Origin of the sequence: Hydrogenophaga sp. PAMC20947 (assembly GCF_004795855.1) — a bacterium.
In the GTDB taxonomy this organism is placed as follows: Bacteria; Pseudomonadota; Gammaproteobacteria; order Burkholderiales; family Burkholderiaceae_C; genus Hydrogenophaga.
The window spans coordinates 3,709,158-3,736,110 of the sequence record NZ_CP039252.1 but is presented as its reverse complement, the minus strand read 5'-3'; the positions used below and the strand labels follow the sequence as shown (position 1 = coordinate 3,736,110).

The 26,953-nt window shown below is 61.4% G+C and carries 26 protein-coding genes; 18 read left to right on the top strand and 8 right to left on the bottom strand.

Annotated elements, in window-relative coordinates:
* Positions 1–19: 19 nt before the first annotated feature.
* The 3 genes from gstA to E5678_RS17120 form a co-directional block, all read right to left on the bottom strand.
* Positions 20–625, bottom strand: coding sequence for a glutathione transferase GstA (gene gstA, locus E5678_RS17130; RefSeq protein WP_136179647.1), 606 nt, complete (start codon positions 623–625; stop codon positions 20–22).
* 264 nt (positions 626–889) lie between these two features.
* Positions 890–1,399, bottom strand: a complete 510-nt coding sequence (locus E5678_RS17125; protein WP_136179646.1) for a GNAT family N-acetyltransferase — start codon at positions 1,397–1,399, stop codon at positions 890–892.
* A gap of 42 nt (positions 1,400–1,441) precedes the next feature.
* Entirely contained in the window at positions 1,442–1,669 is a 228-nt protein-coding gene (locus E5678_RS17120) for a hexameric tyrosine-coordinated heme protein (RefSeq protein WP_136179645.1), read from the bottom strand.
* A gap of 377 nt (positions 1,670–2,046) precedes the next feature.
* Between E5678_RS17120 and E5678_RS17115 the strand changes: the two genes are divergently transcribed.
* The 6 genes from E5678_RS17115 to E5678_RS17090 all read left to right on the top strand — a co-directional run bounded on the left by E5678_RS17115 (position 2,047) and on the right by E5678_RS17090 (position 9,207).
* A complete protein-coding gene (locus E5678_RS17115) occupies positions 2,047–3,207 on the top strand; it encodes an extracellular solute-binding protein (protein WP_168708592.1) in 1,161 nt (386 codons plus the stop codon).
* A 54-nt stretch (positions 3,208–3,261) separates the two neighbouring features.
* Positions 3,262–4,269, top strand: a complete 1,008-nt coding sequence (gene speB / locus E5678_RS17110; protein WP_136179643.1) for an agmatinase — start codon at positions 3,262–3,264, stop codon at positions 4,267–4,269.
* A 23-nt stretch (positions 4,270–4,292) separates the two neighbouring features.
* Entirely contained in the window at positions 4,293–5,606 is a 1,314-nt protein-coding gene (locus tag E5678_RS17105; RefSeq protein ID WP_136179642.1) for an FAD-binding oxidoreductase, read from the top strand.
* A gap of 264 nt (positions 5,607–5,870) precedes the next feature.
* Positions 5,871–6,959, top strand: coding sequence for a TRAP transporter substrate-binding protein DctP (gene dctP, locus E5678_RS17100; protein ID WP_136179641.1), 1,089 nt, complete (start codon positions 5,871–5,873; stop codon positions 6,957–6,959).
* A 71-nt stretch (positions 6,960–7,030) separates the two neighbouring features.
* Positions 7,031–7,675, top strand: a complete 645-nt coding sequence (locus tag E5678_RS17095) for a TRAP transporter small permease subunit (RefSeq protein WP_136179640.1) — start codon at positions 7,031–7,033, stop codon at positions 7,673–7,675.
* Complete coding sequence (locus tag E5678_RS17090) at positions 7,672–9,207, top strand: TRAP transporter large permease subunit (RefSeq protein ID WP_136179639.1); 1,536 nt, start codon at positions 7,672–7,674, stop codon at positions 9,205–9,207. Before E5678_RS17095 ends, E5678_RS17090 begins: the two co-directional genes overlap by 4 nt.
* 60 nt (positions 9,208–9,267) lie before the next feature.
* On the opposite strand, the gene E5678_RS17085 is transcribed toward E5678_RS17090, so the two are convergent.
* The 3 genes from E5678_RS17085 to E5678_RS17075 form a co-directional block, all read right to left on the bottom strand.
* Positions 9,268–9,678: a polyhydroxyalkanoate granule-associated phasin gene (locus E5678_RS17085; RefSeq protein WP_136179638.1), complete on the bottom strand. Its 411-nt coding sequence runs from the start codon at positions 9,676–9,678 to the stop codon at positions 9,268–9,270.
* Positions 9,679–10,037: 359 nt separating this feature from the next.
* Positions 10,038–10,607 carry a hypothetical protein gene (locus tag E5678_RS17080; protein ID WP_136179637.1) on the bottom strand — a complete coding sequence of 190 codons (570 nt, stop codon included), beginning with the start codon at positions 10,605–10,607 and terminating at the stop codon, positions 10,038–10,040.
* Positions 10,608–10,644: 37 nt separating this feature from the next.
* On the bottom strand, positions 10,645–12,159 hold the full coding sequence (locus tag E5678_RS17075) for a PLP-dependent aminotransferase family protein (protein WP_136179636.1): 1,515 nt from the start codon (positions 12,157–12,159) through the stop codon (positions 10,645–10,647).
* Positions 12,160–12,414: 255 nt separating this feature from the next.
* Between E5678_RS17075 and E5678_RS17070 the strand changes: the two genes are divergently transcribed.
* The 9 genes from E5678_RS17070 to gabT all read left to right on the top strand — a co-directional run bounded on the left by E5678_RS17070 (position 12,415) and on the right by gabT (position 23,836).
* A complete protein-coding gene (locus tag E5678_RS17070; RefSeq protein WP_136179635.1) occupies positions 12,415–13,218 on the top strand; it encodes a gamma-glutamyl-gamma-aminobutyrate hydrolase family protein in 804 nt (267 codons plus the stop codon).
* Between the two features lie 72 nt (positions 13,219–13,290).
* A complete protein-coding gene (locus E5678_RS17065) occupies positions 13,291–14,661 on the top strand; it encodes a glutamine synthetase family protein (protein WP_247596811.1) in 1,371 nt (456 codons plus the stop codon).
* A 118-nt stretch (positions 14,662–14,779) separates the two neighbouring features.
* Entirely contained in the window at positions 14,780–16,219 is a 1,440-nt protein-coding gene (locus E5678_RS17060) for an aspartate aminotransferase family protein (protein ID WP_136179634.1), read from the top strand.
* Positions 16,220–16,377: 158 nt separating this feature from the next.
* Complete coding sequence (locus E5678_RS17055; RefSeq protein ID WP_136179633.1) at positions 16,378–17,550, top strand: extracellular solute-binding protein; 1,173 nt, start codon at positions 16,378–16,380, stop codon at positions 17,548–17,550.
* Between the two features lie 101 nt (positions 17,551–17,651).
* Positions 17,652–18,746 (top strand): ABC transporter ATP-binding protein, encoded by a 1,095-nt coding sequence (locus E5678_RS17050; protein ID WP_136179632.1) that lies wholly within the window; start codon positions 17,652–17,654, stop codon positions 18,744–18,746.
* Positions 18,747–18,884: 138 nt separating this feature from the next.
* Positions 18,885–19,796 (top strand): ABC transporter permease subunit, encoded by a 912-nt coding sequence (locus E5678_RS17045; protein WP_136179631.1) that lies wholly within the window; start codon positions 18,885–18,887, stop codon positions 19,794–19,796.
* Positions 19,797–19,949: 153 nt separating this feature from the next.
* Positions 19,950–20,813 carry an ABC transporter permease subunit gene (locus tag E5678_RS17040; protein ID WP_136179630.1) on the top strand — a complete coding sequence of 288 codons (864 nt, stop codon included), beginning with the start codon at positions 19,950–19,952 and terminating at the stop codon, positions 20,811–20,813.
* A gap of 122 nt (positions 20,814–20,935) precedes the next feature.
* Entirely contained in the window at positions 20,936–22,414 is a 1,479-nt protein-coding gene (locus E5678_RS17035; RefSeq protein ID WP_136179629.1) for an aldehyde dehydrogenase, read from the top strand.
* Between the two features lie 132 nt (positions 22,415–22,546).
* Positions 22,547–23,836 carry a 4-aminobutyrate--2-oxoglutarate transaminase gene (gene gabT / locus E5678_RS17030; protein ID WP_136180835.1) on the top strand — a complete coding sequence of 430 codons (1,290 nt, stop codon included), beginning with the start codon at positions 22,547–22,549 and terminating at the stop codon, positions 23,834–23,836.
* A 78-nt stretch (positions 23,837–23,914) separates the two neighbouring features.
* On the opposite strand, the gene E5678_RS17025 is transcribed toward gabT, so the two are convergent.
* Positions 23,915–24,109, bottom strand: coding sequence for a DUF2892 domain-containing protein (locus E5678_RS17025; RefSeq protein ID WP_136179628.1), 195 nt, complete (start codon positions 24,107–24,109; stop codon positions 23,915–23,917).
* A gap of 131 nt (positions 24,110–24,240) precedes the next feature.
* A complete protein-coding gene (locus E5678_RS17020; RefSeq protein ID WP_136179627.1) occupies positions 24,241–24,900 on the bottom strand; it encodes a Crp/Fnr family transcriptional regulator in 660 nt (219 codons plus the stop codon).
* A gap of 152 nt (positions 24,901–25,052) precedes the next feature.
* Between E5678_RS17020 and E5678_RS17015 the strand changes: the two genes are divergently transcribed.
* From E5678_RS17015 to E5678_RS17005, 3 genes are read left to right on the top strand one after another with little or no spacing between them, the layout of a single operon-like run.
* Positions 25,053–25,607, top strand: a complete 555-nt coding sequence (locus E5678_RS17015) for a cytochrome b (protein ID WP_136179626.1) — start codon at positions 25,053–25,055, stop codon at positions 25,605–25,607.
* Positions 25,608–25,661: 54 nt separating this feature from the next.
* Positions 25,662–26,228 carry a YceI family protein gene (locus E5678_RS17010; RefSeq protein WP_136179625.1) on the top strand — a complete coding sequence of 189 codons (567 nt, stop codon included), beginning with the start codon at positions 25,662–25,664 and terminating at the stop codon, positions 26,226–26,228.
* A gap of 51 nt (positions 26,229–26,279) precedes the next feature.
* Positions 26,280–26,852 (top strand): YceI family protein, encoded by a 573-nt coding sequence (locus tag E5678_RS17005; protein ID WP_136179624.1) that lies wholly within the window; start codon positions 26,280–26,282, stop codon positions 26,850–26,852.
* Positions 26,853–26,953 lie beyond the last annotated feature (101 nt).

Sequence of the window (26,953 nt, the reverse complement as noted above, 5' to 3'; positions counted from 1 at the left end):
GCCGGCACTCAGGCGGGAGTCAAATCAACCCTTCCGCCCTCATTGCCGCCTGCACCCCAGCCCGGGCACCCACCCTGGCCCGATACAAGCCCAGGTGGGTCAAACCGCTCAGGTCCATGCCAACCATGGCGGGCCAACCAGACACGGTAAACAGATAGCCGTCGGCCACGGTGAAGGTGTCGCCCATCAAATACTGCTTGCCGGCCAGCTCTCCGTTGACCCATTGCAGGCGCTGCATCAGGCGGTCTCTGGCCAGAGTTTTCATGTCGTCTGGCATGCCGGGGGTGGTCAAGGGCGAGAAGCCTTTGTGCACTTCGGTGGCAATGAAGTTGAGCCAGCTTTGCAGCTGTAAACGGGCCATGGTGCCTTGGGTTGGCGCCAGATTTTTCTCGGGAGCCAGATCGGCGATGTACTGCACGATGGCCGGGCCTTCCAGCAGCTTGTCGCCATTGGCCAGCTCCAGGCAGGGCACATAACCCAGCGGGTTGATGTTGAGATAGCTGCTGCCATCGGGCAGGATCTTTGACTGGGTTGGTGCCTTGATGGCCTCAAAGCTCAGGCCGGCTTCGTGCAGGGCGATGTGGACCGAAAGGGAGCAGGCGCCGGGGGAGTAGTACAGCTTCAAGAGGTTTGTTCTTTCGGGTCGGGTGGTTCGATTGGATGGTTGCGGAGGATGCTACCCACGACTGGGTGGGCTTGTGCGTGCGGGCCGTTTGTAAGGTCTTTGGGTTCGGGGAACACTGGCGGCCATTGGCGCCCTGACAGAAGGCGGGGCGATAGGCCGGTCAGCTGCTTGCCCATTGAACGGGGGCATTGGTTGTGTGGCCCGTGCGCGCTGTGCGTGTGCCTGCGCTCCCTCCCTCTGCGCGGGTCGACGTGGCCCGAAGATTCAGCTGGATGGGCCTGGGGGTTGCGCCGATGCGTCGCTTGGGCAAAGCCCAGCCCTGACAGCGAGGCGCAGCTGCGGGCGTATGCGGTCGGGTTGACCTTCGATGGGTGCCGGGATGGCACCGACCCATGTGGCACCGCACCTGCGGTAGAACGCTTCCGCATGGGGGTCTGCATCAATGTGCAGGGCTTCTATGCCCAGGATCGCCAAGCGTTGCAGGCAATGGGCGAGGAGCGCGCGGCCCAGGCCTTGGTCGATGTATCGGGGATGGACCCAAAGGTGATCCAGATTGACCGGCGTGGCGCTGGGGTTGAGCTGGCAGAACGCGGCGAGTGTGCCGTCAACATCGGCCACGAAAGTGGGGCGCCCGGCGATGGAAGCAGGGGTGGGCGACAAGGTTTCGCGCCAGGCTTCGAGCTGGGCGGGCGGGTAGTTCCAGAAAGCCTTGGCGGCACAGGCAAGCTCGGCCAGGGCCCCGGCTTCGTCACTGCGAGCGATGCGGATATGCATAGGGCTTACCTGAACCCGCCGCTCTCTTGCCGCTGAGTGGACCTATTTCCAGTGGTCGTTGGCGGCTGCCACGGTTTGGAAGTGGATCGCGACCACGCTGGACACCGCCGTCAGGCTGTCGGCGTTGTTGGCGTAGTCCTCGCGAAGTTTCTGGCGCACTTCTGCCGATGGTTGGGTGAGCTTGACGGCCATGCGGGAGAGTTTGATGGCGAGGTCGTACCCATCTTGAGGCGTGGCTGTTTTGAGGGTGCTGAGCCAGATGTCGGACATGGTTTTCTCCTGGGTGTTGGAACGGTATCGCGCCACACCTAGCTGTCGATGAAGCACGATCAGGCGTTCGAGGTGGAGACGATGCGCAGTTTCTGGGCAGGCAGGCAAAATCCTGTTGCCCACCTGTCGCGATGGTACGCCAAGCGCATGGGAGCAGATCCGTTCTGATCGACCGCCTCAAGCGTGGTCGGTGGTGTCACTGATGCAACGTCAAGTGGAGCCATTGCAGCGCCAGGACTGCGATAAGCTGATCAGCAGTTGCGTGGCTTGCCGGGCAATGCCCAACGTTCCAGAAAGACCGTATGACCTACTTTGAGCTGTCAGTGACCCAGCCTCTGGCACCTGTGCACCGAAACGGACGTTGGTATCGGGGCCTCATGCTGATGCCACTGCTGTTGGCGGCCGCTTGCTCGCCTGCGCCTGATTCCGCTGCGCCCCAAACGACTCAGGCCTCCGCACCCAGTCCTGCGGCGACTGAGGTAGCCCAGGCCACAGATGAAGAGCCCGTACTGAACTTCAGAAATTGGACCGACTACATGCCTGAAGGCATGCTGGCCGACTTTGAGCGGGAGACGGGGATCAAAGTCATTTATCACACCTACGGCACCAACGAGGAGCTGGAGAAGCTGATGGCGTTCAAGGCCGACAGCGAAGATCTGGTGGTTCCCAGTCTCAACTACGGCGGGGCACAGGCCACATTGGGGTTTTATCAACCTTTGAACAAAGCGCTGTTGTCCAACTACAAGAACCTGGATCCGGTATTTCTTCAGAGCATGGAGACAGCCGATCCCGACAACCGCTTCTTTGTCCCGTGGGCCTGGGGCCACACCACGTTGTTTGTCAACAAGACCCGGGTGAGCAAAGCGCTGGGTGATCTGGCCTACCCCAGCAACGAATGGGACCTGGTGTTCAAACCCGCCTACACCCAACGACTGAAGTCCTGCGGCATCGCCTATGTCGATGCGCCGAGCGAGATATTCCCTTTGGCCCTGCACTACCTGGGCCTCAATCCCCACCTGCCCGATGAGCCTTCGATGGTCCGGGCGCTGGAGATGCTCAAAGCGGTGCGCCCAGACATCGGAGCATTCAGCAGCGCCATGCTCGATGTGTTGTCGGCTGACAAGGCCTGTGTGGGCATCGCGTGGTCGGGTGACATCGATTCCGCCATCACCGCGCTGAAAGACGCCGGCCATCGCGACGAACTCTTGGGCGCGTTGCCCAGTGCCGGGACCCTGATGTTTGTGGATGCCCTGGTGATTCCGGTCAACGCCAAGCATCCACGCAACGCCCACGCGTTCATCAATTTCTATTTGCGCGCCAAAAACGCGGCGCGCATGCCCAACGAGATCGGTTACCCCAACGGCAACACCGCAGCGCTTGAGTTCGTGACACCCGAGGTGAAGGACAACCCCCTGATCTTTCCGCCCCCCGAATTTTTCAACAGGCTGGTACCTACCAACACGTTTTCCAACAAGGCCCGCTGGGACATGATGCAGGCCTATGTGGACTTCGCCTTCAAGATCGATACCCAGAAATAGCCGAAGCGGGTGGGGGCCTTCGCCCCGTTTTTTCCATTTTTGAAAGTACACGCCATGGCCATGGGTCAATTTGCTTTTGCCAACAACACCAACCGTTTCCTTGCCGTGGAGCCGCTGACCGATCAGCCGTTTGCGGTGAGCGGTGTGCCCTACGACGGCGTGGTGACCAACCGGCCCGGTGCGCGGTTTGGGCCCCAGGGCATTCGCGCGGCTTCGCTGATGCTTTGCGACGGCATCCACCCGGTGTTCAACGTGTCGCCCTCTGCGCATCTGGGCGACGCGCTGGACATGCGCCTGCCCAATGCCTCACCGCTGGCCGAGGTGCGCAGCCACATCGAGCGTCAGGCAGCGGCCTTGATGGCAAAACACCATTGCGTGTTCATTGGCGGTGACCATTCGATCACGCTCTCGCTGCTGCGCGCGGCCCATGCGGCGTATGGGGGGGGCGAGCCTCTGGCCTGCCTGCACTTTGATGCCCATTGCGACACCTGGACCGACCACTTCGGCGAGCCTTCCGGCCATGGCACCTGGACGTATGAGGCACTGAAAGAAGGGCTGATCAGCCCGGCACACACGGTGCAGATCGGCATCCGTTCCAGCGGCGAGCGGGAGGCGCGGGAATACGTGGCCGATCAGGGCGGCGAGATCTTCACGGCGCGGGCGCTGCGCGGGCTGGATGGCGGGGGCCTGAAGCCGGCGATTGATTCGATTCGAAACCGCATGGGCCGCCGCCCGGTGTACCTCACGCTGGACATTGATTGCCTGGACCCGGCCTTCGCGCCCGGCACCGGGACGCCCGAGCCCGGTGGCCTCACCAGCTCGCAGGTCATGACGTTTCTGGAAGAGCTGGCCGATCTGAACTTCATTGGCATGGACTGTGTGGAAGTGGCACCGGCCTACGACCACGCCGAGCTCACCACCAACGCCGCATCGTCGTTTGTGTGGACCTACCTCAGCGGTCAGGTCGCCAAGCGCGAAGGCCAATTGCCCGCCAAGGCGGGTGGCAAGCTCACGGGCTTGGTGGGCCAATTCGCGGAACGCTTGGGCCGCCTGACTTCCTGACCGATCATTTGAAAGCACTGCACATGGCCGCCTCACTCCTTCATTCCGATACCCAGCTCAATCAGAAAAGCTATTACGAGGCAACCGCCGTGCGCTTGGCGGCAGCGCCTGCGCTGGCCGGCGCAGAAGACGCCGACGTGGTGATCGTGGGCGCGGGCTTTGCGGGCCTCAGTGCGGCGCTTGAAATGGCGCAGCGCGGGCTTTCGGTGGTGGTGCTGGAAGCGGACCGAATCGGGTCAGGCGCCAGCGGGCGCAATGGTGGTCAGGTCATCGTGGGCTATGCCAGCGGGCAAGAGCCTTTTGAGGAACAACTCGGCAAGGATGACGCGCGGCGCGCCTGGGATATGTCGGTCGAGGCGGTGGAGCTGGTGGACCAGCGGGTGCAGCAATATGGCATAGCTTGCGACTGGGTGCGCGGCTACACCTATGTGGCTGAAACCCGCGCCAAGGCCAAGGCCCTGCGCGAAGAGGCGGACGACCACGAGAAGCTTGGGGTGGCTTGCGAGTGGGCCGAGGGCAATGACGCGGTGCAGCGCTTGGTGAAAAGCCCGCGCTATGTTGCCGCGTTTCATGAAAAGCAATCCGGACACCTGCATCCACTGAAGTACGCGCTGGGTTTGGCGCAGGCAGCCCGTGCGGCGGGGGTGCGAATTTTTGAAAGCACGGCGGTCGTTTCGTTGCAACGGGGCGAGAAGCTGCGCGCGATCACGGCGCAGGGCGTGGTCACGGCGCGCTTTGGTGTGCTCGCGGGCAACTGCATGCTGCCGGAGTACGGGCCGCTGGTGGCCCCCGAAATCGCGCCCCGCATCATGCCGGTGGGCACCTACATCATCGGCACGGCGCCCATCGAGCAGGGTTTGAGCGAGCGCTTCATCGCACACAACGCCGCCGTGTGTGACAACAACTTTGTGCTCGATTACTACCGCTTCAGTGCCGAGCGCCGCATGCTCTTTGGCGGGCGCGTGAGCTACACCACGCGCACGCCGGCCAACCTCAGGGAAGTGATGGCGCAGCGCATGGGTCAGGTGTTCCCCGAGCTCAAAGGCACGCCGGTGGACTATGTGTGGGGCGGTTTTGTGGACATCAGCATGAACCGCGCGCCCGACTTCGGGCGGCTTGGCGACAACCTGTATTACCTGCAGGGCTTCAGTGGCCATGGCGTGGCGCTCACCGGTTTGGCGGGCCGGCTGGTGGCCGAAGCCGTGGCCGGTCAGGCCGGGCGCTTCGATGTGTTCACGCGCCTGAAGCACCGCGAGTTTCCTGGCGGCGCCTTGCTGCGCACGCCCAGCCTGGCGCTGGGCATGCTGTGGCACCGCATGAAAGACGCGCTGGGCTGATGGCCGCGGGTTTGATGGCACGGCAGAAATGATGCCGTGCCATCAGGGTTGAGGCGGTATTGAGCGGCACTTGCTGGTGGGCGAGTACGGGTCGTTTCGTGGGTTTGCACAAGCGTTCAGTTATCCGCCAGACAGCGGAATGTGGCTTCGGTTTTTACTTTAATACAGGTAATCACTAGGGTTTGCACTGACCCCGCTTGATATATACAAGCGCACACTGATTCGGAGTCAGGTTTTCAACCAACCCAACCCGAGGAGCAAAACATGGATATCCAATCACGCCGTGGCATCATCAAAGCCGGTGCCATCGGTGCGCTGGCCGCACCTTTTGTCAGCAATGCACAGGCGGCCGCTGGTCAAACCTGGAAGGTGCAATCGACCTGGGACGCTGGCACCACCGGCTACAAACTCTTTGAGCAGTGGTGCAACGACTTCAAGGAAAAATCCGGTGGTGAGTTGACCATCACCCCCTTTGCGGCCAAGTCTGTGGCGGCCGACAACAACGCCTTGTTCGAGGCGGTGAAGACCGGCGTTCTGCAGGGCATGAACCCCTGGACGCTCTACTGGGCCGGCAAGATTCCGGCCTCGGTGTTCCTCTCCAGCTACCCTTCTGGCCCAGACCAGCCTTCTCAGTGGGACACCATGTTCTACGGCCTGGGCATGCTGAAGATGGCCCGCGAGATCTACGCCAAGCAAGGCCTGATGTACGTGGGCCCGATCCAGCACGACGCCAACGTGATCCACTCCAAGGTGCCGATCACCTCTTTGGCCGAGATGAAGGGCAAGAAGATTCGCCTGCCTGGAGGCATGGTGTCCGAGGTGTTCCAGCAGTTTGGTGTGGCGACCGTGGCGCTGCCCGGCTCGGACATTTTCCCGGCGTTGGAGAAGGGCACGATCGACGCGGCCGACTTTGTGGGTCCGGCCGTGAATTACGACCTGGGCTTCCACCAGGTCACCAAATACATCCTGATGGGCCCACCCGGCACCATGAGCATCTACCAGCCGGTTGACCTGATGGACCTGACGGTGAACATGGGCGCCTGGAAGCGCCTGTCGGCCAACATGCAGGCGTTTGTGGAAGACCAGGTCAAGGGCTACTCGCTGACGCAGTATGTGGCGATCCAGAAGGCCAACGTTGACGCGATGGCGAAATTCGCTGCGGCCGGCACCACGGTCTCGCGCCTGGGTCAGTCTGATGTCGACGCCTTCCGCAAGGCTGCCATCCCGGTCTGGTTCAACTGGGCCAAGAAAGACGCCGACGCCACGCGCGTGTTCAAGCTCCAGCTCGACTACATGAAGAACGGTGTGCTGGGTTACGTGACCGACGCCGACCTCAAGGGTCAGAAGCTCTGATCCAGCGTCTTTCCATTGTTTGAACTTTGAGCGGCTCTGCGTGGGCCGCTCATTTTTTTGGATGAACTCTTATGAACTTAGAGAGCATTGGTTTTGTGCTGCCGCACACGGTGTACTGGGGGATGTTGACCCTCGTACCGCTGGCGCTGATTGCAGTGGCATGGAAGCAGGGCATCGTGCCTGCCGTGCCCTATGAACCCGACGCCGGCCCGTTTGAGAAACTGCTGGACTGGATCAGCGACCGCTCCGGCCTTTTTGTGGCGCTCTGGAGCGTGATGGCGGTGTTCGCCTACACCTACGAGGTGACCGCGCGTTACCTGTTCAACATGCCCACCATCTGGGTGCACGAATCCAGCTTTCTGCTGTTTGGCATGCAGTACATGATGGCCGGCGCCTATGGTCTGTTGCACGGCTCGCATGTGCGCGTGGATGTGCTCTACACCAAGCTGTCGTTGCGCAAGCAGGCAGCGCTGTCGGTGGTTACCTCGGTGTTCTTCTTCATCTTCATCTTCGCGATGATCAGCACCGCCAACCGCTTCTTCTTTGACAGCCTGGCCCAGGACGAGCGCTCGGTGGAGACCTGGCAAGTGCAGTACTGGCCGGTGAAGATGTTGATGCTGGTGGGCGCCTGCCTGATCCTGCTGGCGGGTATCTCGCGCCTGATCAAGGACATCCGCATCTACGAAAAACAACTCAGGCTGGAGGTGTCGGCATGAGCACAGCAGCACAAAAATCGAGCGCGCAAGCCACGGCCACGCGCTCACGCCTGATCACCTACGGACTGTCTCTGCTGATACTGGCCGTGGTGCTGGTCGAGGCCGTCAACATCGGCTTCTACGATCCCTGGGGCGATGACTACTTTCTGTTCCGCATGCAGGGTGTGCTGGCCAATGTGTCCATGTCGACCCTGACCTGGATCATGTTCGGCTCGCTGTTCGTGCTGCTGATGGCCGGCTTGCCACTGGCCTTCGTGGCCGGTGGCCTGGGGGTGGTGTTTCTCTACCTGCTGGGGGATGCGGCGATGCTCAACATCATCCCGAGCCGCATCTTCCCGATGATGACCAACCCCGATCTGGCGGCAATCCCGCTGTTCATCTTCATGGCGACCATGCTGGAGCGGGCAGGCCTGATTGAAGAGCTGTTTGACGCGGTGTACCAGTGGATGGGCGGCCTGCACGGGGGCTTGGCGGTGGCCACCATCGTGGCCTCAACCCTCCTGGCAGCCATGGTGGGCGTGGTGGGCGCCGCCATCGTGACCATGGGCATCATCGCTCTGCCGGCCATGCTCAAGCGCAAGTACGACCCCGAGATCGCCATCGGCTCCATCATGGCCGGTGGCACCCTGGGCGTGCTGATCCCGCCGTCGATCCTGGCCATTCTGTACGCCGTGGTGGCGCAGCAGTCGGTGGGTGAGCTGTACCTGGGCAGTGTGCTGCCTGGGCTGCTGCTGTCGAGTCTCTATGTCCTGTATGTGGTGGTGCGGACCACGATCAATCCGAAGCTGGGTCCGCCGGTGCCGCTGGAAGAGCGCCTGAGCATGGGTCAGAAGCTGGTGTTGCTGCGCAGGCTCATTGCGCCCATCCTGCTGGTGGCCATGGTGCTGGGCCTCTTGTTCGCCGGCATCGCCACGCCAGTCGAGGCAGCAGGTCTGGGCAGCTTCGGTGCGATGGGCGTGGCCTTGCTGCACAAGCGGCTGTCGCTCAAGGCGCTGATCGGTGCCAGCACCGACACGGTGAAAGCCACGGCAATGGTGCTGTGGATCATCTTCGGGGCATCCATCTTCGTCGGCCTCTACATCTTGCAAGGTGGCCAGGCATTCATCACCGACACCATCCTCAGCACGGGCTTGAGTCCTTACGGCATCTTGTTGCTGATGATGATCTTGCTGGTGGTTCTGGGCATGTTCCTGGACTGGGTGGGCATCTTGTTGCTGGCGGTGCCGATCTTTGTGCCCATCATCAAGTCGCTTACGTTTGATGGCTTGTTCGGGATGCCGGGCCCTTCACCCGATTCCGTGGTGCTGTGGTTTGGCGTGCTCTACCTGATCAACATGCAGATGAGTTTTCTCTCACCGCCGTTTGGTTATGCGCTGTTCTATATCCGGGGCGTTGCGCCGCCGGAAATCAGCATGGCCACCATCTTCCGTTCGTCGCTGGTGTTCCTGGGCATTCAGGTGCTGGCCTTGTTCCTGGTCGTGGTGTTCCCGGTGATTGCCACGGGCTTGCCCGATTGGGTGTACGGACGCTGAGCGTCAGATTCAAACCCCAACCCGCTGTGCATCAGGCTGTGCGCAGCGGGGTTTTTGTTTTCAACGCAGCGGTGTTTTTGCCAGGCGCTTGGCATTGGCCACCGCTTTGCGGTGCATGGGCTCCAGGCCTTTCTGGATCATGCCGATGCCGGCCAGCTGCATTTGCGAAGCCATGGCTGCGGGCGTGGCGCCGCCATCCAGCCAGGGGTAACAGAGTGAGCGCCAGGCGGTGGTGCCCAGCGCCACCTGAGCGGTGGTGGCGTGCCCGATCATGGCCAGCCACGATTCGCCAAAAGCCAGGTGCTTTTCGTCCACCATGCGTTTGAATTCCTTGCGGTCTCGGGCTGAAGGCAGGGGGCCGGCCATGAGCATGCGGGTCACTCGGTGGGCGACCACCTGGGCCGAAGCGTTCGCCAGCTCGCTGGATTGTTGTGCGACCGCGTTGTGTTGATCGTGGGGGTGCGTAGCCATGTGCTGTCCTTGAAGGACGAGCCGGGTGCGTCTGGGAATCAGCCACATCTGGGGCTCGCGATGGCCTTCAAGGTAGCACGCTTTGGGCCAGCTTGCCGCAGAGGCCGTTTGTGCCTTCCGGGGTGTGGGCTCTGGGCCCCGCCGAAGGCTTTCTTCAAGTAGACCCCGTGTTCGTTTTAACCGCCGCCAAACCAGAATCTGCGCTTTGCCTGCGCGTCACCACGCGGGTACCAATGCCCTTGCAGGCAGGTATCGAGCAGCGAGTCTTTGCTTGCAAAGGAGGCTGATCGGTTGTTGTTGGATGCGCTGGCCAGTCCAGTGTTTCCTCCACTGGTTTTACCCCCATCCCATTTGGGTGCCTATTTTTTCTTCGGTGCTGCCTCAGGGGCTTCTTCGGCCGGCGCTGCAATTTCGTCTTCGATGATCCGCATCTCGCTGGTGCCGGTCAGGCGCTTGATTTTGAGACCCTGGTAGGTGCGCTCGACCAGCAACGTGAAGTCGCCTTCATCGATCACCGGGGGATTTCTACCCATGGTGATCCTTGTGGTCTGGTGAGCCTTGACTGTGGCCTGCAACCATGGGAATTCCGAAAGCTCTGTGCTGATAACCCGGGTGTACGTGTTCATGTTGGCGCCCGAGGGGCCTGGCGATTTCAGTTGCGCAAAACCCATGGCACCCTCCGCAGCACTTCGGGTCAAATCGCACAGTTTGCTGTAACCGCCCTCCATCAAGGTGTCGCCTTCTGATGTTTTCTGGGTGATGTTGAACTGCACGTCGTGGCTGAAATCGTCACATGCATTTTCTTTGCCATTGATCACGGCCTCATTGCTTCGGGCGAACCAGGCGTTGAGGTGGTTTTCGCCAAAAACGTAATAACCGTGTGCGTAGTACAGCGCAGCCAGCAACACGAGCCCAATAACCTTCTTCATCTTTTTCCCCCTGGATGGCGTTAAGCAATGCAGGCGATTATGACGAAGGGGCGGGCGTTAAGGTCTGGATGTGGTGTTGAATACAACGCGCAAGCAAGGGGCCGGATTGCCCTATCTCCTTGAGGGGTGCATAGCCGTAGCCGATGATGAGTCCGCTCAGGTCTTTGCGTTGCAGGCAGTAGCCTGACAACGGCCGCACGCTCATGCCTTGCTGGCCGATCTGCTGGGCCAGCAGACCGTCATCGACGGCGGCGGGCAGGTGCAGACACAGGTGCAGACCTTGCTCGGCTCCGCTGATGTGCGCGCTGTTGGGTGTGCCGGTGTTCAGACAGGGTTGCAAGGCCTCCAGCAGGCACTCGCGGCGCTCGGCATAGCTCTGGCGCGCGCGGCGCAATGCACTGCTGAAGTGACCCATTTCGATGAACTCGGCCAACGCGGCCTGCAAGGGCATCTGCCCCGGGCGGTTGAGGTCGTAGTGGGCTTGTTTGAAGGCCGGGGCCAAAGGCTTGGGCACCACCAGATAGCCCAGTTTGATGCCGGGATAAAGCACCTTCGAGAACGTGCCCATGTAGAGCACGCGGTCGTCGGTATCGAGCCCTTCCAGGCAGGAAATGGGCGGGCCGCTGAAGCGGTATTCACTGTCGTAGTCGTCCTCCAGAATCCAGGCGTTGTGCTTGCGCGCAGCGAGCAGCAGCTGCTGGCGCCTGGGCAGCGACATCACGGCGCCCGTGGGGTATTGGTGAGACGGCGTGACGTAGATCATCCGCGGTGGTTTTGCCGGGTTGGCTGCGTCGGGCTGAATGCCTTCTTCGTCGACCCGAACGGGTTCGATTGACAGCCCGGTGGCCATGAAGGCTTTCACCGCGCCCCAGTAGGCCGGGTCTTCCACCCACACGGTGTCGCCGGGATCGGCCAGCATGCGGGCACACAGTTCCAGCGATTGTTGGGTGCCGGTGGTGACGATGACCTGATCGGCATCGAGCTGCACGCTGCGAAAGACGCGCAAGTAATCGGCGATGGCGCGGCGCAGCGGCGCGTAGCCACCGGAGTTGTTGTAGTCCAGCATGTCCGGGTAAGTCATGCGCCAGTGTTTGTTTTGCAGGCGCTGCCACAGCGGCAGGGGAAAGGCGCTGAAATCGGCGATGCCGGGGGTGAACGGCTGCACCTCGAGCTCGGTGGCGCAAAAGGAGGTAGACAAGGCTTTGCCGCGCTCCGAGAGCTGGCCTGCGGGCGCCGGGCTGAGGCCGCGACGGTGGGCCTGCAGGGCTTGGCCGGGGTTGACGCGCGGCACGTTGTCGTTGACAAAGGTGCCGCTGCCCACCCGGCTGATCAGGTAGCCTTCCACGCTGAGCTGGTTGATGGCGGCCACAACCGTGTTGCGCGAGAGGTTGAGATCCTGGGCCAGGTCGCGGCTGGACGGCAGGCGCTCGCCGGCGGGCAGTTTGCCCTCGAGGATGGCGCGTCGCAAACCCTCGTAGAGCTGGCGGTGCAGGGGCAAGGCGTCCTGGGTGGCCAGGCGGGTCATTTCAGCGAGCAGGAATTCAGACAGCATGGGTTCGGTAGAGTCTTTGGGTTGCCTGATCCAGCCCACTGAGGAACCGGCTCTGCCGGGCCACCAGTGGGCCCCCACCTTCTGGGGGACGACGCGAAGCGGCGCAGGAGACGCTCCGAATTGGCACCATACGCTGGAGCCAACTGGCTCTGATTGTGATCCAATTGAGCTACCACAATCAAGGCATCCTCTGCTGAGGGCCTGTCTTTTTCGGACGGGTGTTCAGCAGAGGGTCCCCACAAGACTGGAGATTCGATGAACACACAACCGTCCTGCATGGTCTGGCTCCCTGCAGACCACCGCCTGTTGGGCGACCACGGGCATCAAATGCCTTTTCTGATGCTGGGCGACAAGTACGCCCGTGCGGTCAAGGTCGGTGCCCAGGCGCAACCGGTGATGTTTCCGCTTGCGGATGTCGCGTCCATTGACAGCTTGTTGTCGCTGGTGGACGGGGTGATGCTGACGGGTTCACCCTCCAATGTGCACCCTTCCCACTACAACGAAGACGTGGCCGATCCCAGTTTGCCGCTGGATGCGGTGCGCGATGAGCTGACGTTTGCGCTGGTCAAGGCCTGCCTACAGCAGGGTGTGCCGCTGTTGGGCGTTTGCCGCGGGTTCCAGGAAATCAATGTTTCCATGGGCGGCTCCTTGCACCAGCGTGTGCAGGAGGTGTCCGGCCTGATGGACCACCGGGAGCCTAAAGGGGCCCCCATTGAAGAACAATACGCGCCCAGCCATGCCATCTTGCCCGTACCGGGCAGTGTGTTGGCAGACTGGGCTGACGGCGCCAGCGAGGTGCGCGTCAACTCCCTCCACGGCCAGGGCATCAACCGCCTGGCGCCGGGGCTGGAGGCCATGGCCCATGCGCCCGACGGCGTGGTGGAAGCTTTTGCGGTGAAAGGGGCCACGGCCTTTGCCTTTGCGGTCCAGTTTCATCCAGAATGGCGCTGCTGGGAGTATCCGTTCTACACCGCGATCTTTGAGGCGTTTGGCGAGGCTTGCCGAGCACGCCGCAGAGAGCGCTTGACGGCCGCCCCGGCCGATCTCGCACGCGTCTGACGCGGCCCGATTTCCCTGCGATCTCCCGTTTTTTCCGACCCACACAATCACAACTCAGCGAAGGAATTGCCTATGACGACGCCACCCAAAAAAATGAGCTTTAACGATCTGGAGACCTGGCTCAATGAGCGACGGGTCACCGAGATCGAGTGCCTGGTACCAGACTTGACCGGTGTGGCGCGCGGCAAGATCCTGCCCCGCGAGAAGTTCACCGAAGACCGTGGCATGCGCTTGCCCCAAGGCATTGTGTGCATGGGTGTGACGGGGGAGTTTCCCGTGAGTGGCCCGTATTACGACGTGGTCGATCCGACCGACAAAGACATGCAGCTGCGCCCCGTGCCCGAATCGGCGCGCTTGGTGCCCTGGGCAACCGACCCCACGGCGCAGGTGATCCATGACTGCTTTGACCACGAAGGCAAGCTGGTGCCGTTTGCGCCCCGCAGCGTGTTGCGCCATGTGTGCGATCTGTATGAAGCCGAAGGCTGGGACCCGGTGGTGGCGCCTGAGCTGGAGTTTTACCTGACCGCGCGCAACACCGATCCGAACGTGCCGCTCAAATCGCCTATTGGCCGCAGTGGCCGCGCTGAGACTTCGCGCCAGGCCTATTCGATCGATGCTGTGAACGAGTTCGATCCGTTGTTCGAAGACATCTACGCTTACTGTGAGCTGATGGAGCTCAATGTGGACACGCTGATCCACGAAGTGGGCGCGGGCCAGATGGAAATCAACTTCTTCCACGCCCACCCGCTGGGCTTGGCTGACGAGGTGTTTTTCTTCAAGCGCACGGTGCGTGAAGCAGCCATGCGCCACGACATGTATGCCACTTTCATGGCCAAGCCCATCGCGGGTGAGCCTGGCAGCGCGATGCACATCCACCAAAGCATTGTCGACAAGAAAACCGGCAAGAACATCTTCAGCATGGAAGATGGCACGGAGTCAGATGCTTTCTTCCACTACATTGGCGGCTTGCAGCGCTACATCCCTTCGGCCATGGTGCTGGTGGCGCCTTATGTGAACAGCTACCGCCGCCTTTCGCGCAACTCGGCAGCACCCATCAACATCGAATGGGGCAAGGACAACCGCACCGTGGGCATCCGCTCGCCGGTCGCTTCGGCCCAGGCGCGCCGCGTGGAAAACCGCGTGATCGGTGCCGACGCCAACCCCTACATCGCCATGGCCATGACCTTGGCTTGTGGCTACCTGGGCATGAAGAACAAGCTCAAGCCCAAGCCCGAGATGAAAGGCGATGCTTATCTGGCGCCTTACTCGTTGCCACGCAGCCTGGGCGAAGCACTCGACTGGCTCAAGCGCGAGCCCGAGCTGCATGAGATTCTGGGCAAGGAGTTCGTGACCATCTATTCCGAGATCAAGGAACTGGAATACGACGAGTTCATGAAAGTGATCTCGCCCTGGGAGCGTGAGCACTTGTTGTTGCATGTTTAATTGATCCCCCCTGCGCCGCGCCTGCGGCGCGTCACCCCCCAGGGGGCAACGCTGGCGGCCTGGCAAAGCCGGTTCCGCGGCGTTCTCGGCTAGAGCGCCCCCTGTTCGGAGAGTCTGTATGAACACATCCACCCTTATTTCTCCTCCCGCTTTGGTCCAGCGCGATCAGAAGCACGACACCGCCGCGGTGCAGGCTTTGGACAGTGCGCACTTCATCCACCCGTTCACCGACCACGCGGATCTGGCTGCGCAGGGGGCCAAGGTGATCGTGAAAGCGGACAACATATATGTCTTCGATTCCGAAGGCAACAAGATGCTGGATGCGATGAGTGGCCTGTGGTGTGTGAACGCGGGGTATGCGCGCAAGGAGTTGGCCGACGCGGCGTATCAGCAGATGATGACGCTGCCGTTCTACAACAATTTCTTCAACACCACCAATGTGCCGGCGGTGAAGTTGGCGGCCAAGCTGGCGTCGCTGGCCCCGGAAGTGGGCGGTCGCAGCTTCAAGCATGTGTTCTATTCCAGCAGCGGCTCGGAGAGCAACGACACCAACGTGCGCATGGTGCGCCGCTATTGGGATCTGTTGGAGCAACCCCAGCGCAAGGTCATCATCGGCCGGTTGAATGGCTACCACGGCTCGACCATGGCGGGCGCTTCCCTGGGCGGCATGAGCGGCATGCACGCGCAGGGCGATTTGCCCATCCCCGACATCCAGCACATCGAGCAGCCCCACTTCGCTGAAGAGGGCAAGCCGGGCGAAAGCGCGGCCGACTTTGGTCTGCGCGCGGCGCGGTGGCTGGAAGAGAAAATTCTGGAAGTTGGCCCAGACCGCGTGGCCGCTTTTATCGGCGAACCGGTGCAGGGTGCCGGTGGCGTGATCATCCCCCCCGAGACCTACTGGCCTGAGATCCAGCGCATTGTCGACAAGTACGGCATTTTGCTGATTTCCGATGAGGTGATCTGCGCTTTTGGCCGACTGGGCCATTGGTTTGCCTACGAAAAATTTGGCTACAAGCCCGATCTGGTGACCTTCGCCAAAGGCGTGACCAGCGGATACATCCCTCTGGGTGGCGTGATGGTGGGCGACCGCGTGGCCAAGGTGCTGATAGAGAAGGGCGGTGAGTTCAACCACGGCTATACCTATTCAGGGCACCCGGTGGCGTGTGCGGTGGCGCTGGCGAACATCGAGCTGATGGAGCGCGAAGGCTTGGTCGACCGCGTGAAGAACGACACCGGGCCTTACCTGGCGAAGTGCTTTGAAGCGCTCAGCGCGCACCCGCTGGTGGGCGCAGCCGAGACTTGCGGGTTTGTCGGCGGCATCACGCTGGTGAAAAAGAAAGCCACCATGACCGCGTTTGACGAGAGCATGGGGGTGGGCATGATCTGCCGCAACCATTGTTTCAACAACGGGCTGATCATGCGCGCCGTGGGTGACCGCATGATCATCGCGCCGCCGCTGGTCATGACCCGGGCGCAGGTGGATGAGCTCATGGCGCTGATCCACCTCTGCCTCGACGCCACGATGGACGACCTGCGCCGTGCAGGAAAGCTTGCCTGATGTGCGCATCTGATGTGATTCTTTTGTTACAGTATTTCGTGCCCCATTCTGGGGATCGTGCTGGTCTGTAAATTGCTTGGGTGTCGGGGAGGCTTTGCTGCCCGTGCACCTGTTTTCGTCCTTGGGTTCTGTCCCACCTTTCTGGAGTGTCCCTCACCATGAAGAAACAAGTTCTGGCTTTGGCCATCTCGGCGATCCTGCTGGCCGCTTGCGGCAAAAAAGAAGAGCCGGTGGCCGCCCCAGCCGAACCGGTGGCGGCGGCATCTGTTGAGGCCGCCAAGCCAGCGGGCCCCATGCTCGATGAAGAAAAGCTGCTGAACATCTACAACTGGGCCGACTACATTCCCGAAGGCATGCTGGCCAAGTTCGAGGAAGAGACCGGTGTCAAGGTCAACTACAACACCTTTGAGACCAACGAAGCGCTGCACGCCAAATTGGTGGCCGGCAATTCGGGCTACGACATCGTGGTGCCTTCCGCTGGCTTTGCCAAGAAGCAGATCGACGGCGGGTTGTTCCAGGCCATCGACAAGAGCAAGTTGTCCAACTACGGCAACCTGAACGCAGGCTTCATGGCCAAGGTCGCCAGCGTGGACCCGGAAAACAAACACCTCGTGCCGTGGGCCTGGGGGTTCACCACGGTGGGTATCAACAAGCAAAAAGTTGAGAAGGCTTTGGGCGGCATGCCCATGCCAGAAAACGCCTGGGATCTGGTGTTTGATCCCAAGTACTCCAGCAAGTTGAAGTCCTGCGGTATCGCCTACCTGGATTCGCCCAGCGAAATCATGCCCCTGGTACTGCACTACATCGGCAAGCCTGCGTACAGCGAAGATCCGGCCGATTTCAAAGCGGCTGGTGAGTTGTTGGCCAAGGTGCGCAAAGACGTGCGCTTGTTCTCCAGCACCATGATCGATGACATCGCCAGTGGCAAAGCATGTGCTTTCGTGGGCTGGTCTGGTGACATCAACATCGCTGCCGATCGCCTGAAAGAAACCGGTGGCAAAGACGAGATCGTTCCCTTGTTGCCCACCACGGGCGGTCTGGTGTTCATCGACACCATGGCCATCCCCGTCGACGCCAAGCATGTGAACAACGCGCATGCGTTCATTGACTGGTACCTGCGCGGTGAAAACAGCGCGTCCATGGCCAACGAGATGAACTACCCCACGGCCAACACCGCGGGTATGGACGCCATCAAGCCGGAGATCAGAGACAACAAAACCATCTTCCTGGCCCAGGAAGACTTGGATCGCCTGATTCCCCCAGGTGGTTACTCCAACGAGATCGCCAGCACGCTCAACGACACCTACAACGCATTCAAGCGCGGCAAGTAAAGCGCGCGGTTGCGCGATCCAGAGGGCTGTTCTTCCCCAACCGGGTGAGCAGCCCTTTTTTTTGAGACATCCCGACAGACAAACAAACCTAAGGCCCGAACATGACAGACACGGCTGGATACCTGGTGACCGAAAGACTGGTCAAACGCTTTGACGAGGCGGTGGCAGTGGACGAGGTGTCGCTCTCCATCGCCAAGGGCGAAATTTTCGCACTGCTGGGGAGTTCGGGCTGCGGAAAGTCCACCTTGCTGCGCATGCTCGCGGGCTTCGAGAAGCCCACATCGGGGCGCATTTTTCTGGGTGGACAAGACGTGGCCAAGATGCCACCTTATGAGCGGCCCGTGAACATGATGTTCCAGTCGTATGCGCTGTTTCCCCACTTGAACATCTGGGAGAACGTGGCTTTTGGGCTCAAGCGCGAGGGACTGCCCAGCGCCGAAGTGAAGCGGCGCACCGATGAAATGCTGGGCCTGGTGCAGCTCACACCCTACGCCAAGCGCAAGCCGCACCAGCTCTCCGGTGGCCAACAGCAACGCGTGGCGCTGGCTCGCAGCCTGGCCAAGAAGCCCAAGCTGCTGTTGCTCGATGAACCACTGGGCGCGTTGGACAAGAAGCTGCGAGAGCAAACGCAGTTTGAACTGGTCAACATCATCGAGCAGGTGGGGGTGACCGTGGTGATGGTGACGCACGACCAGGAAGAGGCCATGACCATGGCCAGCCGCATCGCCATCATGAGCAAAGGGCGGGTCCTGCAGGTGGGCACACCCGAAGAAATTTACGAGCACCCGCGCAACAAGTTTGTGGCCGACTTCATCGGCAATGTGAACCTGTTTCCTGGCAAGCTCAGCGTGGACGAGACCGACCGCTGCGCTGTGACCACCGCGATCGGTGAGATCCAGGTGGGCCATGGTGTGAGCGGCACGCTGAACATGCCGGTGTCGCTGGCGGTGCGACCCGAGAAGATCGAGATCAGCAAGACGCGTCCGGACAACGTGACCTGCAACCTGTTCAAGGCGCGCGTGAAAGAGATCGGTTATCTGGGCTCGTACAACAACTACATCCTGGAAGCCTCTGATGGCTCCAAGGTGCGCACCACCGAAGCCAACAGCACGCGTTACGACCTGCAGGAAATCACCTGGGAAGACGAGGTGTACTTCTGGTGGGACAACGAGGCCGGCATCGTTTTGAGGGACTGACCGTGTCCCCCCGCGCCGGCTGTGCTGCCACCCTTCGAGGGGCAACACGGGCAACACGGGCGACCCGGCGAAGCCGGTTCCGCGGCGTTCTGGGTTGAAGGCCCGCGGCTCATAGCTTGTAGTTTCAGGAGATTTTTGATGGCTCTTTCATCGCTCCCCATGCCAGGCAAACGCTTTGTGATCGGCGTGCCGTACACATGGCTGTTTGTCTTTTTCCTGCTGCCCTTCCTGATCCTGGCGTACATCAGTTTTGTGGACATGGGCAGTGACATCAGTCCGTTCAAGCCGATCTGGGATCCGGTGTCGGGTGTCTTGCACCTGAAGTACGAGAACTACCTCTCCATCTTCCGCACGGAAGAGGGCGCGCCGTGGTTCCAGACCTTGTATGTGGAGGCTTATGTCCGCTCCATCTGGTACGCATTGATCACCGCTGTCTTGTGCCTGCTGATCGGCTACCCGTTTTCCTATTTCGTTGCGCGCTCCGAGCCCAGTGTGCGGCCCGCGTTGTTGCTCATGGTGATGCTGCCGTTCTGGACCTCGTTTTTGCTGCGCGTTTACGCCTGGAAAGGGCTGCTGGCCGACCAGGGCGTGATCAACCGTTTCATGATGGCCGTGGGCATCATCGACGAGCCCATCCGCATGCTCTACACCGATATCTCCATGCTGGTGGGCATGACCTACGTGTACCTGCCCTTCATGGTCCTGCCGCTGTACGCCACCCTGGTGAAAATGGATTTCCGTTTGCTGGAAGCCGCTTACGACCTGGGCACCACGCCGTTCAAGGCGTTCTGGCTGGTGACCGTGCCGCTGTCCAAGGCGGGCATCATTGCTGGCTTCATGCTGGTGTTCATTCCCTGTGTGGGTGAGTTTGTGATCCCCTCGCTGCTGGGCGGGCCGGAGAACCTGATGATTGGCCGCGTGGTGTGGGACGAAATGTTCACCGCCAACGACTGGCCCAAGGCCACGGCTCTGGCGGTGACCATGATCGCGCTGATCATCGTGCCGCTGGCCATTTATTACCACTACGCCGGTGATCCGGAAGCGAAATGACCCCCTTGAATTGGGCTCACCCTGAGCCGGGCTTCACTTCGTGGCCCGTCACCCCTCAAGGGGCAACGCTGGCCGACCGGCAAAGCCGGACCGGCGGCGTTCTGGGTTGGGCGTCCCCGTTTTCAAAGCTATGTGGCGTGAAGGATTTTTGACATGAAACAACTGCTCGAAAAGTACTTTGGCAAGTTCTGGATGGCGTTGGTGTACGGGTTTCTGTACATCCCGCTGTTCTTCATGATCGTGTTCAGCTTCAACAGCACACGGCAAGACGCGCGCTTCACCGGTTTTTCGATGCGCTGGTACGAATCGCTGATGCGCGACAGCCGCATCGTGGATGGCTTTTTCACCTCGGTGAAGGTGGCTGCGATCACGGGTCTGCTCTCGGTTGTGCTGGCAACGTTTGCGGCTTTCGTGCTGGTGCGCTACCGCCGCTTTCTTGGGCGCACGATTTTCTCGGGCATGGTGAACGCGCCGTTGGTGATGCCCGAGGTGATCATTGGTCTGTCGTTGCTGTTGCTGGCCGTGGGCGCACAAAATGCGTTTGGCTGGCCCGAGCGCGGCCTGCTCACCATCATCGTGGGTCATACGCTGCTGGGCATGGCCTACGGCATGGTGGTGGTGCAAAGCCGCTTGCTGGAGATGGACCGCAGCATCGAAGAGGCCGCCATGGATCTGGGGGCGAAGCCGATTCAGGTGTTTTTCCTGATCACGCTGCCCAATATTTTCCAGGCCCTTCTGGCGGCGTTCCTGCTGGCTTTCACCCTGTCGTTTGACGACGTGGTGATCGCCGAATTCCTCTCCGGCCCGGGGGTGAATACCTTGCCGCAGGTGATCTTCGGCTACGCCCGGCGCGGCATCAACCCCACGATCTATGCAGCGGCCACGCTGTTGATCACGACAGTGACGGTGGTGATCGTCGGCTACGCCTTCTGGGTGGCTCGGTCCACACGCCGCCGCGAGCGCGAAATCCAGGCGGCGACGCGGGCGGAAATGGCGGCGTTGTCGACCACCGCCTGACCGGGCCGAAAAGGGGGCCTGTGGGGTGACACTGGACGCCTGCGTCCACGGCAAAGTGGATCGCTCCGAGGTGGCTTTTTCGGCGTAGCATGGTGCCAATGGATTCCCATGGAAAGACCTGTATGACCGATAGAACCCTCCCCAAATTTGACGGACGCGCCTTCATCAATGGCGACCGTGTGGCTGCGCTCGACGGCCAGACCTTTGACTGCATTTCCCCGGTGGATGGCCGTTTGCTGACCACCGTCGCCCGCAGTGGCGAGGCCGATATCAATGCCGCCGTGGCGGCAGCACGGGCCGCGTTTGAAGACCGCCGCTGGAGCGGCATGGCGCCGGCTGCGCGCAAGCGCGTGATGATCAAGTTTGCCGATCTGGTGTCTGCGGCTGGCGACGAGCTGGCGCTGACCGAGGCGCTGGACATGGGCAAGCCGGTGAAGTACGCCAAGGGTGTGGACGTGAACGCCGCAGCCAACTGCATCCGCTGGTACGGCGAAGCGGTGGACAAGGTGTACGATGAAATCGCGCCCACGGCCGACACGGCACTGGCGCTGATCACGCGCCAGCCGGTGGGCGTGGTGGGTGTGATCGTGCCGTGGAATTACCCCATGATCATGGCGGCCTGGAAGATCGCGCCGGCGCTGGCCGCCGGCAATTCGGTGGTGCTGAAACCCAGCGAAAAGTCACCTTTGACCGCGCTGCGCCTGGCCGAGCTGGCCTTGGCCGCCGGCATTCCGCCTGGGGTGTTCAACGTGGTGCCCGGTTTTGGCAAAGAGGCGGGCAGCCCGCTGGCCTTGCACATGGATGTGGATTGCATTGCCTTCACCGGCTCGACGCCGGTGGGCAAGCAGATCCATGTGATGGCGGGGCAGAGCAACCTCAAGCGCGCCTGGACGGAGCTGGGCGGCAAATCACCCAACATCGTGTTTGCCGATTGCCCCGATCTGGACCGTGCCGTGGAAGCCGCCGTGGGCAGCATCTTCTTCAACCAGGGTGAGAGCTGCAACGCACCCTCTCGCTTGTTCGTCGAAGAAAGCATCAAGGACGCCTTCCTGGAAAAAGCGCTCAAGCTGGTGCCGGGTTACGAGCCGGGCAACCCGCTGGACCCCAACACGGTGATGGGCGCGATCGTGGACCAAGTGCAACTCGACAACGTGATGCGCTACATCGGCCTGGGCAATAGCGAAGGCGCGAAGCTGCTGGCCGGCGGCTCGTTGGCTTCACCAGTGGCGGGCGGTTGTTATGTACAGCCCACGATTTTTGACGGCGTGACGCCCGAGATGACGATTGCGCGCGAAGAAATCTTCGGCCCGGTGTTGTCGGTGTTGAGCTTCACCGATGCGGCCGATGTGGTCAAGCAGGCTAACGCCAGCGTGTATGGTTTGCAGGCTGCGGTGTGGACACGCGACATCAACAAAGCCCATGGTGTGGCACGGGCTTTGCGTGCAGGGACGGTGCATGTGAATTCTTACGACGAAGATGACATCACGGTGCCGTTTGGCGGCTTCAAGCAAAGTGGCGTGGGGCGCGACAAATCGCTGCACGCGTTTGACAAGTACACCGAGACCAAGACGACCTGGATCAGGATAGACAGCCCTTTTTAACCCCCGCGCCGCGTCGCGTCACCCCCCAGGGGGCGGCACTGGCGGCCGGGCAAAGCCCGTTCCGCGGTGCCCTGGGTTGAGACATTTCGAGCCGGACACATTTTTCTTTCATTGGAGATTTCCATGAACGCCATGAACGACATCAAGACCGATCACACCAACGCCGCCTGGCATGCCCGCCGTCTCGCCGCCACGCCGCGGGGTGTGGGGGTGATGAGCGACTTTTTCATTGAGCGTGCGAAGAACGCCGAGCTTTGGGACATTGAGGGACGCCGCTTCATCGATTTCGCGGGCGGTATCGCGGTGCTGAACACCGGCCATGTGCACCCCAAGGTGCAGGCAGCGATTGCGGCACAGCTGGAGCGTTTCACGCACAGTTGTTACCAGGTGGTGCCATACACAGCGTACGTGTCGCTGGCCGAGCGCATCAACGCCATCGTGCCCATCGACGGGCCGGTGAAAACGGCATTCTTCACGACCGGCGCTGAAGCCGTGGAGAACGCGGTGAAGATCGCGCGCTCTTCTACCGGGCGCAGTGGCGTGATCGCCTTTGGTGGCGCCTTCCATGGTCGCAGCCTGTTTGCGGTGGCCATGACGGGCAAGGTGCAGCCGTACAAGGTGGGCTTTGGTCCGTTCCCGCCCGAGATTTACCATGTGCCGTTTCCTTGCCATTGTTCGTCGCTGGACGACACCAAGCACGCGATGGAGCAGCTGTTCAAGTGCGATATCGATCCGTCGCGCGTGGCGGCCATCATCTTTGAGCCAGTGCAGGGCGAGGGCGGTTTCAACCCGATCCAGCCCGAGGCGGTGAAGTGGCTTCGAGAGCTGTGTGATCAACACGGCATCTTGCTGATCGCCGACGAGGTGCAGACCGGTTTTGCGCGCACGGGCAAGATGTTTGCCATGGAGCACTACGGCGTGAGCCCTGATCTGATGACGCTGGCCAAGAGCATGGCGGGCGGCACCACGCTGTCGGCCGTGTGCGGCAAGCAGGCCATCATGGACGGTCCTTCGCCTGGTGGGCTGGGTGGCACCTATGCGGGCAATCCGCTGGCCGTGGCCGCTTCGCATGCGGTGCTGGATGTGATGGCAGAAGAAAAGCTGCCCGAGCGGGCGCAGAAGCTGGGCGATGAGCTGATCGTTCGCCTGAACGCCGCCAAGGCCAAGTACACGCGCATGGGCGATGTGCGCGGCCTGGGCGCCATGGTGGCTTGTGAGTTCGTTGTTCCGGCCACGGGTGCACCCGATGCCGACATGACGAAGAAGGTGCAGGCGGCTGCACTCAAGCGGGGTTTGTTGCTGTTGACCTGCGGCGTCTACGGCAATGTGATGCGCTTCTTGTTCCCGTTGACCATCGAAGACACGGTGTTTGCGGAAGGTCTGGATGTGTTCGATGCGGCATTGGCGGAGGCTTTGGGCTGACAGCGCCACGCTGCGCAGGCCGAACGCAAAGCGGGTGAAGTCGTTGCCGATTTCACCCGCTTTTTTTGTGGGCAGTGCTTATTTCTTCTTCATTGCACAGGTGCTGAAGCCCAGCATGGCGTAGGGCGGGCACCAGCCCATGAGGGCGGTGGCCAGCGGCACGATGCCGATCCAGCCCCAGACGCCGATGGTGCCGGTGAGGGTGGCGGCGATCAAGGCCACGCCGATGGCGATGCGCACGATGCGGTCGAGGCTGCCGATGTTTTTGGTCATGTGAGTGCTCCTGGAAAACGGTGGAGGTGTCCGCTGATCGTCAAGTTTGGCCAGCGGGTCTGATGTGATTGGACACCCGGCGCGCGCTTTTCTGTGTGACCTGGGTCACCAAGGCGTGTATCTGGGCGGATTCACCGGGCGATCAGGGCGGCGGCAGCCCGCAAACCGGCGCTGTTTCGGATGGTGATGCATTCGCGGGAGAGTTCGACCAGACCCTCGCGCTCAAAGCGGTGCAGCAGGCGGGTGACGATCTCGCGCACGGTGCCCAGCTCGTCAGCCAGGGTCTGGTGGGTGGCGCGCACCTGGGCGCCATGGCCAAGCAGAGCGGCCGCCAGGCGGCTGTCGAGCTGCTGAAACGCCACGGCATCGATCAACGCAGTGAGGTCGGCCATGCGTTCTGCAAACAGGCCCAACACGTAGCCGCGAAAGCTGGCATCGGCCAGCGCGGTATCAAAGTCGGCGGGTGAGAGCAGGGCCAGGGTGGTGGGGCCGGTGGCCACGCCATGGGCCGAAAGCGGCTGGCCCGCGAAGAGGCTGGCGGACGACACCAGGCACATCTCACCCGGCCGCACGCGGTACAGCTCCAGTGCGCGGCCGTTGGCGCCGCTGCGGGAAACGCGCACCTCGCCGCGGATCACCATGGGGAAGCCCTGGCAGGCCTGGTTTTCCTCAAACAGCGCTGTGCCCGCTGGTACGGTCATGAGGGGCAGCCGGGGCAGCAGCTCGGGCAAGCCCGCCAGTGCCGGGTAGAGCGATAGCAGTTGCTGGGTACTGTCGGGTGTGTCGGTCATGCGCCATTGTAGGATTGAGCTGGGCGCGGAATCACGTGGCAGTGGCCGATATAGATTCGAATGATTGAATAAAGTTCGTTCGAACTAATTGAATGATGGCTTCAAGCGGTTTGAGCTTGTGCGGCCTGGTGATTCCCTACACTGAGGGCTCTATGCAAGCCTCTCACCCCCGTTATCACTGGATGGCCCGATTGCTGCACGCCTTGTTGGGTGTGGCGCTTGTGGGTCTGTTCGCCGTTGGGCTGTACATGGCCGATCTGCCGTTTTCGCCCGATCGCCTGAAACTCTACAACTGGCACAAGTGGGCTGGGGTGACGATCCTGACGTTGTCGTTTGTGCGCCTGATGTGGCGCCTGACCCACCGGCCGCCAGCCCTGCCCGCGGCCATTGAGCAGGCTATGCCTGCCTGGCAACGCTTTGCACACCACGCAACGCATCTCGGTTTGTACGTGCTGTTTTTCGCCGTGCCACTCGCCGGCTGGGCCTACAGCTCGGCGGCAGGCTTCCCCATCGTGCCGTTTGGCCTGTTCCAGCTGCCCGATTTTGTGCCGGTGAGCGAAGGTCTGGCCGACTTCATGAAGCCCGTGCACAAGTACGCGGCTTACAGCTTGGCGGCCCTGGTGGTCCTGCATGTGGCGGGGGCCCTGAAGCACCGCTTTGTGGACCGCGACGGGTTGTTGCAGCGCATGGCCTTTGGCAACGCATAAGAACAAACCCCTGCGCCGCCACACGCATTCCCTCGAATTTTCTGGAGTCCCGTCATGATTGCCCGTTTTCTATTTCCCTTCACCCTCGCCGCTGCTGCCTTGCTCCCATTGGCTGCTCAGGCTGAGCAGGCGTTGGTGCCCGCGCAGAGCGAGATCCAGTTTGTGAGCAAGCAGATGGGCGTGCCGGTTGAAGGCAAGTTCAAGACCTTCAGCGCCCAGGTGGCCTTTGATCCGGCCAAGCTGGCCACGAGCAAGATCGCCTTCACGGTGGACACGGGCAGCGCTGACATCAGTCGCGAAGCCAACGCCGAGCTGCCCAAGTCGGTGTGGTTCAATGTGGCAGCCTTTCCCAGGGCCACATTCCAGTCCAGCAACATCAAACGGGTCAACACGACCCAGTTTGAGGTGGCCGGCAAGCTCAGCATCAAGGGTGTGAGCAGTGACGTGGTGGTACCCGTGACCCTGGCCCAGAGCGGCGGCACCACGACCGCTACCGGGGCCTTTCCCATCAAACGCCTGACTTTCCGTATTGGCGAGCAAGAGTGGTCGGACACCTCAATGGTGGCCGACGACGTACAGGTGAAGTTCAAGCTGACTTTGACCGGCGTGCCCAAGCTCTGATTTCTTCCTTTTTCCCTGTTTTCCTCCCAACCCCTTTTCAGGAGTACCGATATGCGCACATCCCTCACCCTGCTGGCCGCTGCCGCCGTTTTGTCCACCGCGGGCATCGCCCAGGCCGCTGACTACGCGATCGACCCGACCCACACCTTTGCCACGTTTGAGATTGGTCACTTCGGCGCCAGCGTGAACCGCGCCCGTTTCGAAAAGAAAGAGGGCACGATCAGCTTCGACAAGGCCGCCAAGACCGGCAAAGTCGACATCAGCTTCGACATTGCTTCGGTCAGCTCCGGCACCGCTGCTTTCGACAAGCACCTGCAAAGCGCTGACATCCTCAACGCCGCCAAATTCCCCAAGGCGCGCTTCGTGTCCGATAAGGTGGTCTTTAACGGCGACAAAGTCAGCGAAGTCATGGGCCAGCTGACACTGCTGGACAAGACCCAGCCTGTGACGCTGAAGGCCAACCAGTTCAACTGCTACGAAAGCCCGATGCTCAAGCGTGAAGTGTGTGGCGGCGACTTTGAGGCCACCATCGACCGCACCGCCTTCGGCGTGAACTACGGCGTGGACTGGGGCTTCCCGAAGAATGTGCGCCTGGTGTTGCAGGTTGAGGCGGTGAAGCAGTAATCTGTTGATGCCCTTTCGCCGCTGACGCCGCCTCTCCCCATGGGGGCCACGCTGGTGGCCCGGTCGAGCCGATTGCATGGTGTGAGCTGGGTTGGGGCGGG

Coding starts and splice junctions, on each gene's coding strand:
- E5678_RS17015 (WP_136179626.1), top strand. CDS start 25,053: ATGCAAGCCTCTCACCCCCGTTATCACTGGATGGCCCGATTGCTGCAC.
- E5678_RS17085 (WP_136179638.1), bottom strand. CDS start 9,678: ATGGCTACGCACCCCCACGATCAACACAACGCGGTCGCACAACAATCC.
- E5678_RS17105 (WP_136179642.1), top strand. CDS start 4,293: ATGGCCGCCTCACTCCTTCATTCCGATACCCAGCTCAATCAGAAAAGC.
- E5678_RS17070 (WP_136179635.1), top strand. CDS start 12,415: ATGAACACACAACCGTCCTGCATGGTCTGGCTCCCTGCAGACCACCGC.
- E5678_RS17125 (WP_136179646.1), bottom strand. CDS start 1,399: ATGCATATCCGCATCGCTCGCAGTGACGAAGCCGGGGCCCTGGCCGAG.
- E5678_RS17010 (WP_136179625.1), top strand. CDS start 25,662: ATGATTGCCCGTTTTCTATTTCCCTTCACCCTCGCCGCTGCTGCCTTG.
- E5678_RS17075 (WP_136179636.1), bottom strand. CDS start 12,159: ATGCTGTCTGAATTCCTGCTCGCTGAAATGACCCGCCTGGCCACCCAG.
- speB (WP_136179643.1), top strand. CDS start 3,262: ATGGCCATGGGTCAATTTGCTTTTGCCAACAACACCAACCGTTTCCTT.
- E5678_RS17035 (WP_136179629.1), top strand. CDS start 20,936: ATGACCGATAGAACCCTCCCCAAATTTGACGGACGCGCCTTCATCAAT.
- gabT (WP_136180835.1), top strand. CDS start 22,547: ATGAACGACATCAAGACCGATCACACCAACGCCGCCTGGCATGCCCGC.
- E5678_RS17005 (WP_136179624.1), top strand. CDS start 26,280: ATGCGCACATCCCTCACCCTGCTGGCCGCTGCCGCCGTTTTGTCCACC.
- dctP (WP_136179641.1), top strand. CDS start 5,871: ATGGATATCCAATCACGCCGTGGCATCATCAAAGCCGGTGCCATCGGT.
- E5678_RS17095 (WP_136179640.1), top strand. CDS start 7,031: ATGAACTTAGAGAGCATTGGTTTTGTGCTGCCGCACACGGTGTACTGG.
- E5678_RS17055 (WP_136179633.1), top strand. CDS start 16,378: ATGAAGAAACAAGTTCTGGCTTTGGCCATCTCGGCGATCCTGCTGGCC.
- E5678_RS17065 (WP_247596811.1), top strand. CDS start 13,291: ATGACGACGCCACCCAAAAAAATGAGCTTTAACGATCTGGAGACCTGG.
- E5678_RS17120 (WP_136179645.1), bottom strand. CDS start 1,669: ATGTCCGACATCTGGCTCAGCACCCTCAAAACAGCCACGCCTCAAGAT.
- E5678_RS17020 (WP_136179627.1), bottom strand. CDS start 24,900: ATGACCGACACACCCGACAGTACCCAGCAACTGCTATCGCTCTACCCG.
- E5678_RS17115 (WP_168708592.1), top strand. CDS start 2,047: ATGCTGATGCCACTGCTGTTGGCGGCCGCTTGCTCGCCTGCGCCTGAT.
- E5678_RS17050 (WP_136179632.1), top strand. CDS start 17,652: ATGACAGACACGGCTGGATACCTGGTGACCGAAAGACTGGTCAAACGC.
- E5678_RS17040 (WP_136179630.1), top strand. CDS start 19,950: ATGAAACAACTGCTCGAAAAGTACTTTGGCAAGTTCTGGATGGCGTTG.
- E5678_RS17045 (WP_136179631.1), top strand. CDS start 18,885: ATGGCTCTTTCATCGCTCCCCATGCCAGGCAAACGCTTTGTGATCGGC.
- E5678_RS17090 (WP_136179639.1), top strand. CDS start 7,672: ATGAGCACAGCAGCACAAAAATCGAGCGCGCAAGCCACGGCCACGCGC.
- E5678_RS17080 (WP_136179637.1), bottom strand. CDS start 10,607: ATGAAGAAGGTTATTGGGCTCGTGTTGCTGGCTGCGCTGTACTACGCA.
- E5678_RS17060 (WP_136179634.1), top strand. CDS start 14,780: ATGAACACATCCACCCTTATTTCTCCTCCCGCTTTGGTCCAGCGCGAT.
- E5678_RS17025 (WP_136179628.1), bottom strand. CDS start 24,109: ATGACCAAAAACATCGGCAGCCTCGACCGCATCGTGCGCATCGCCATC.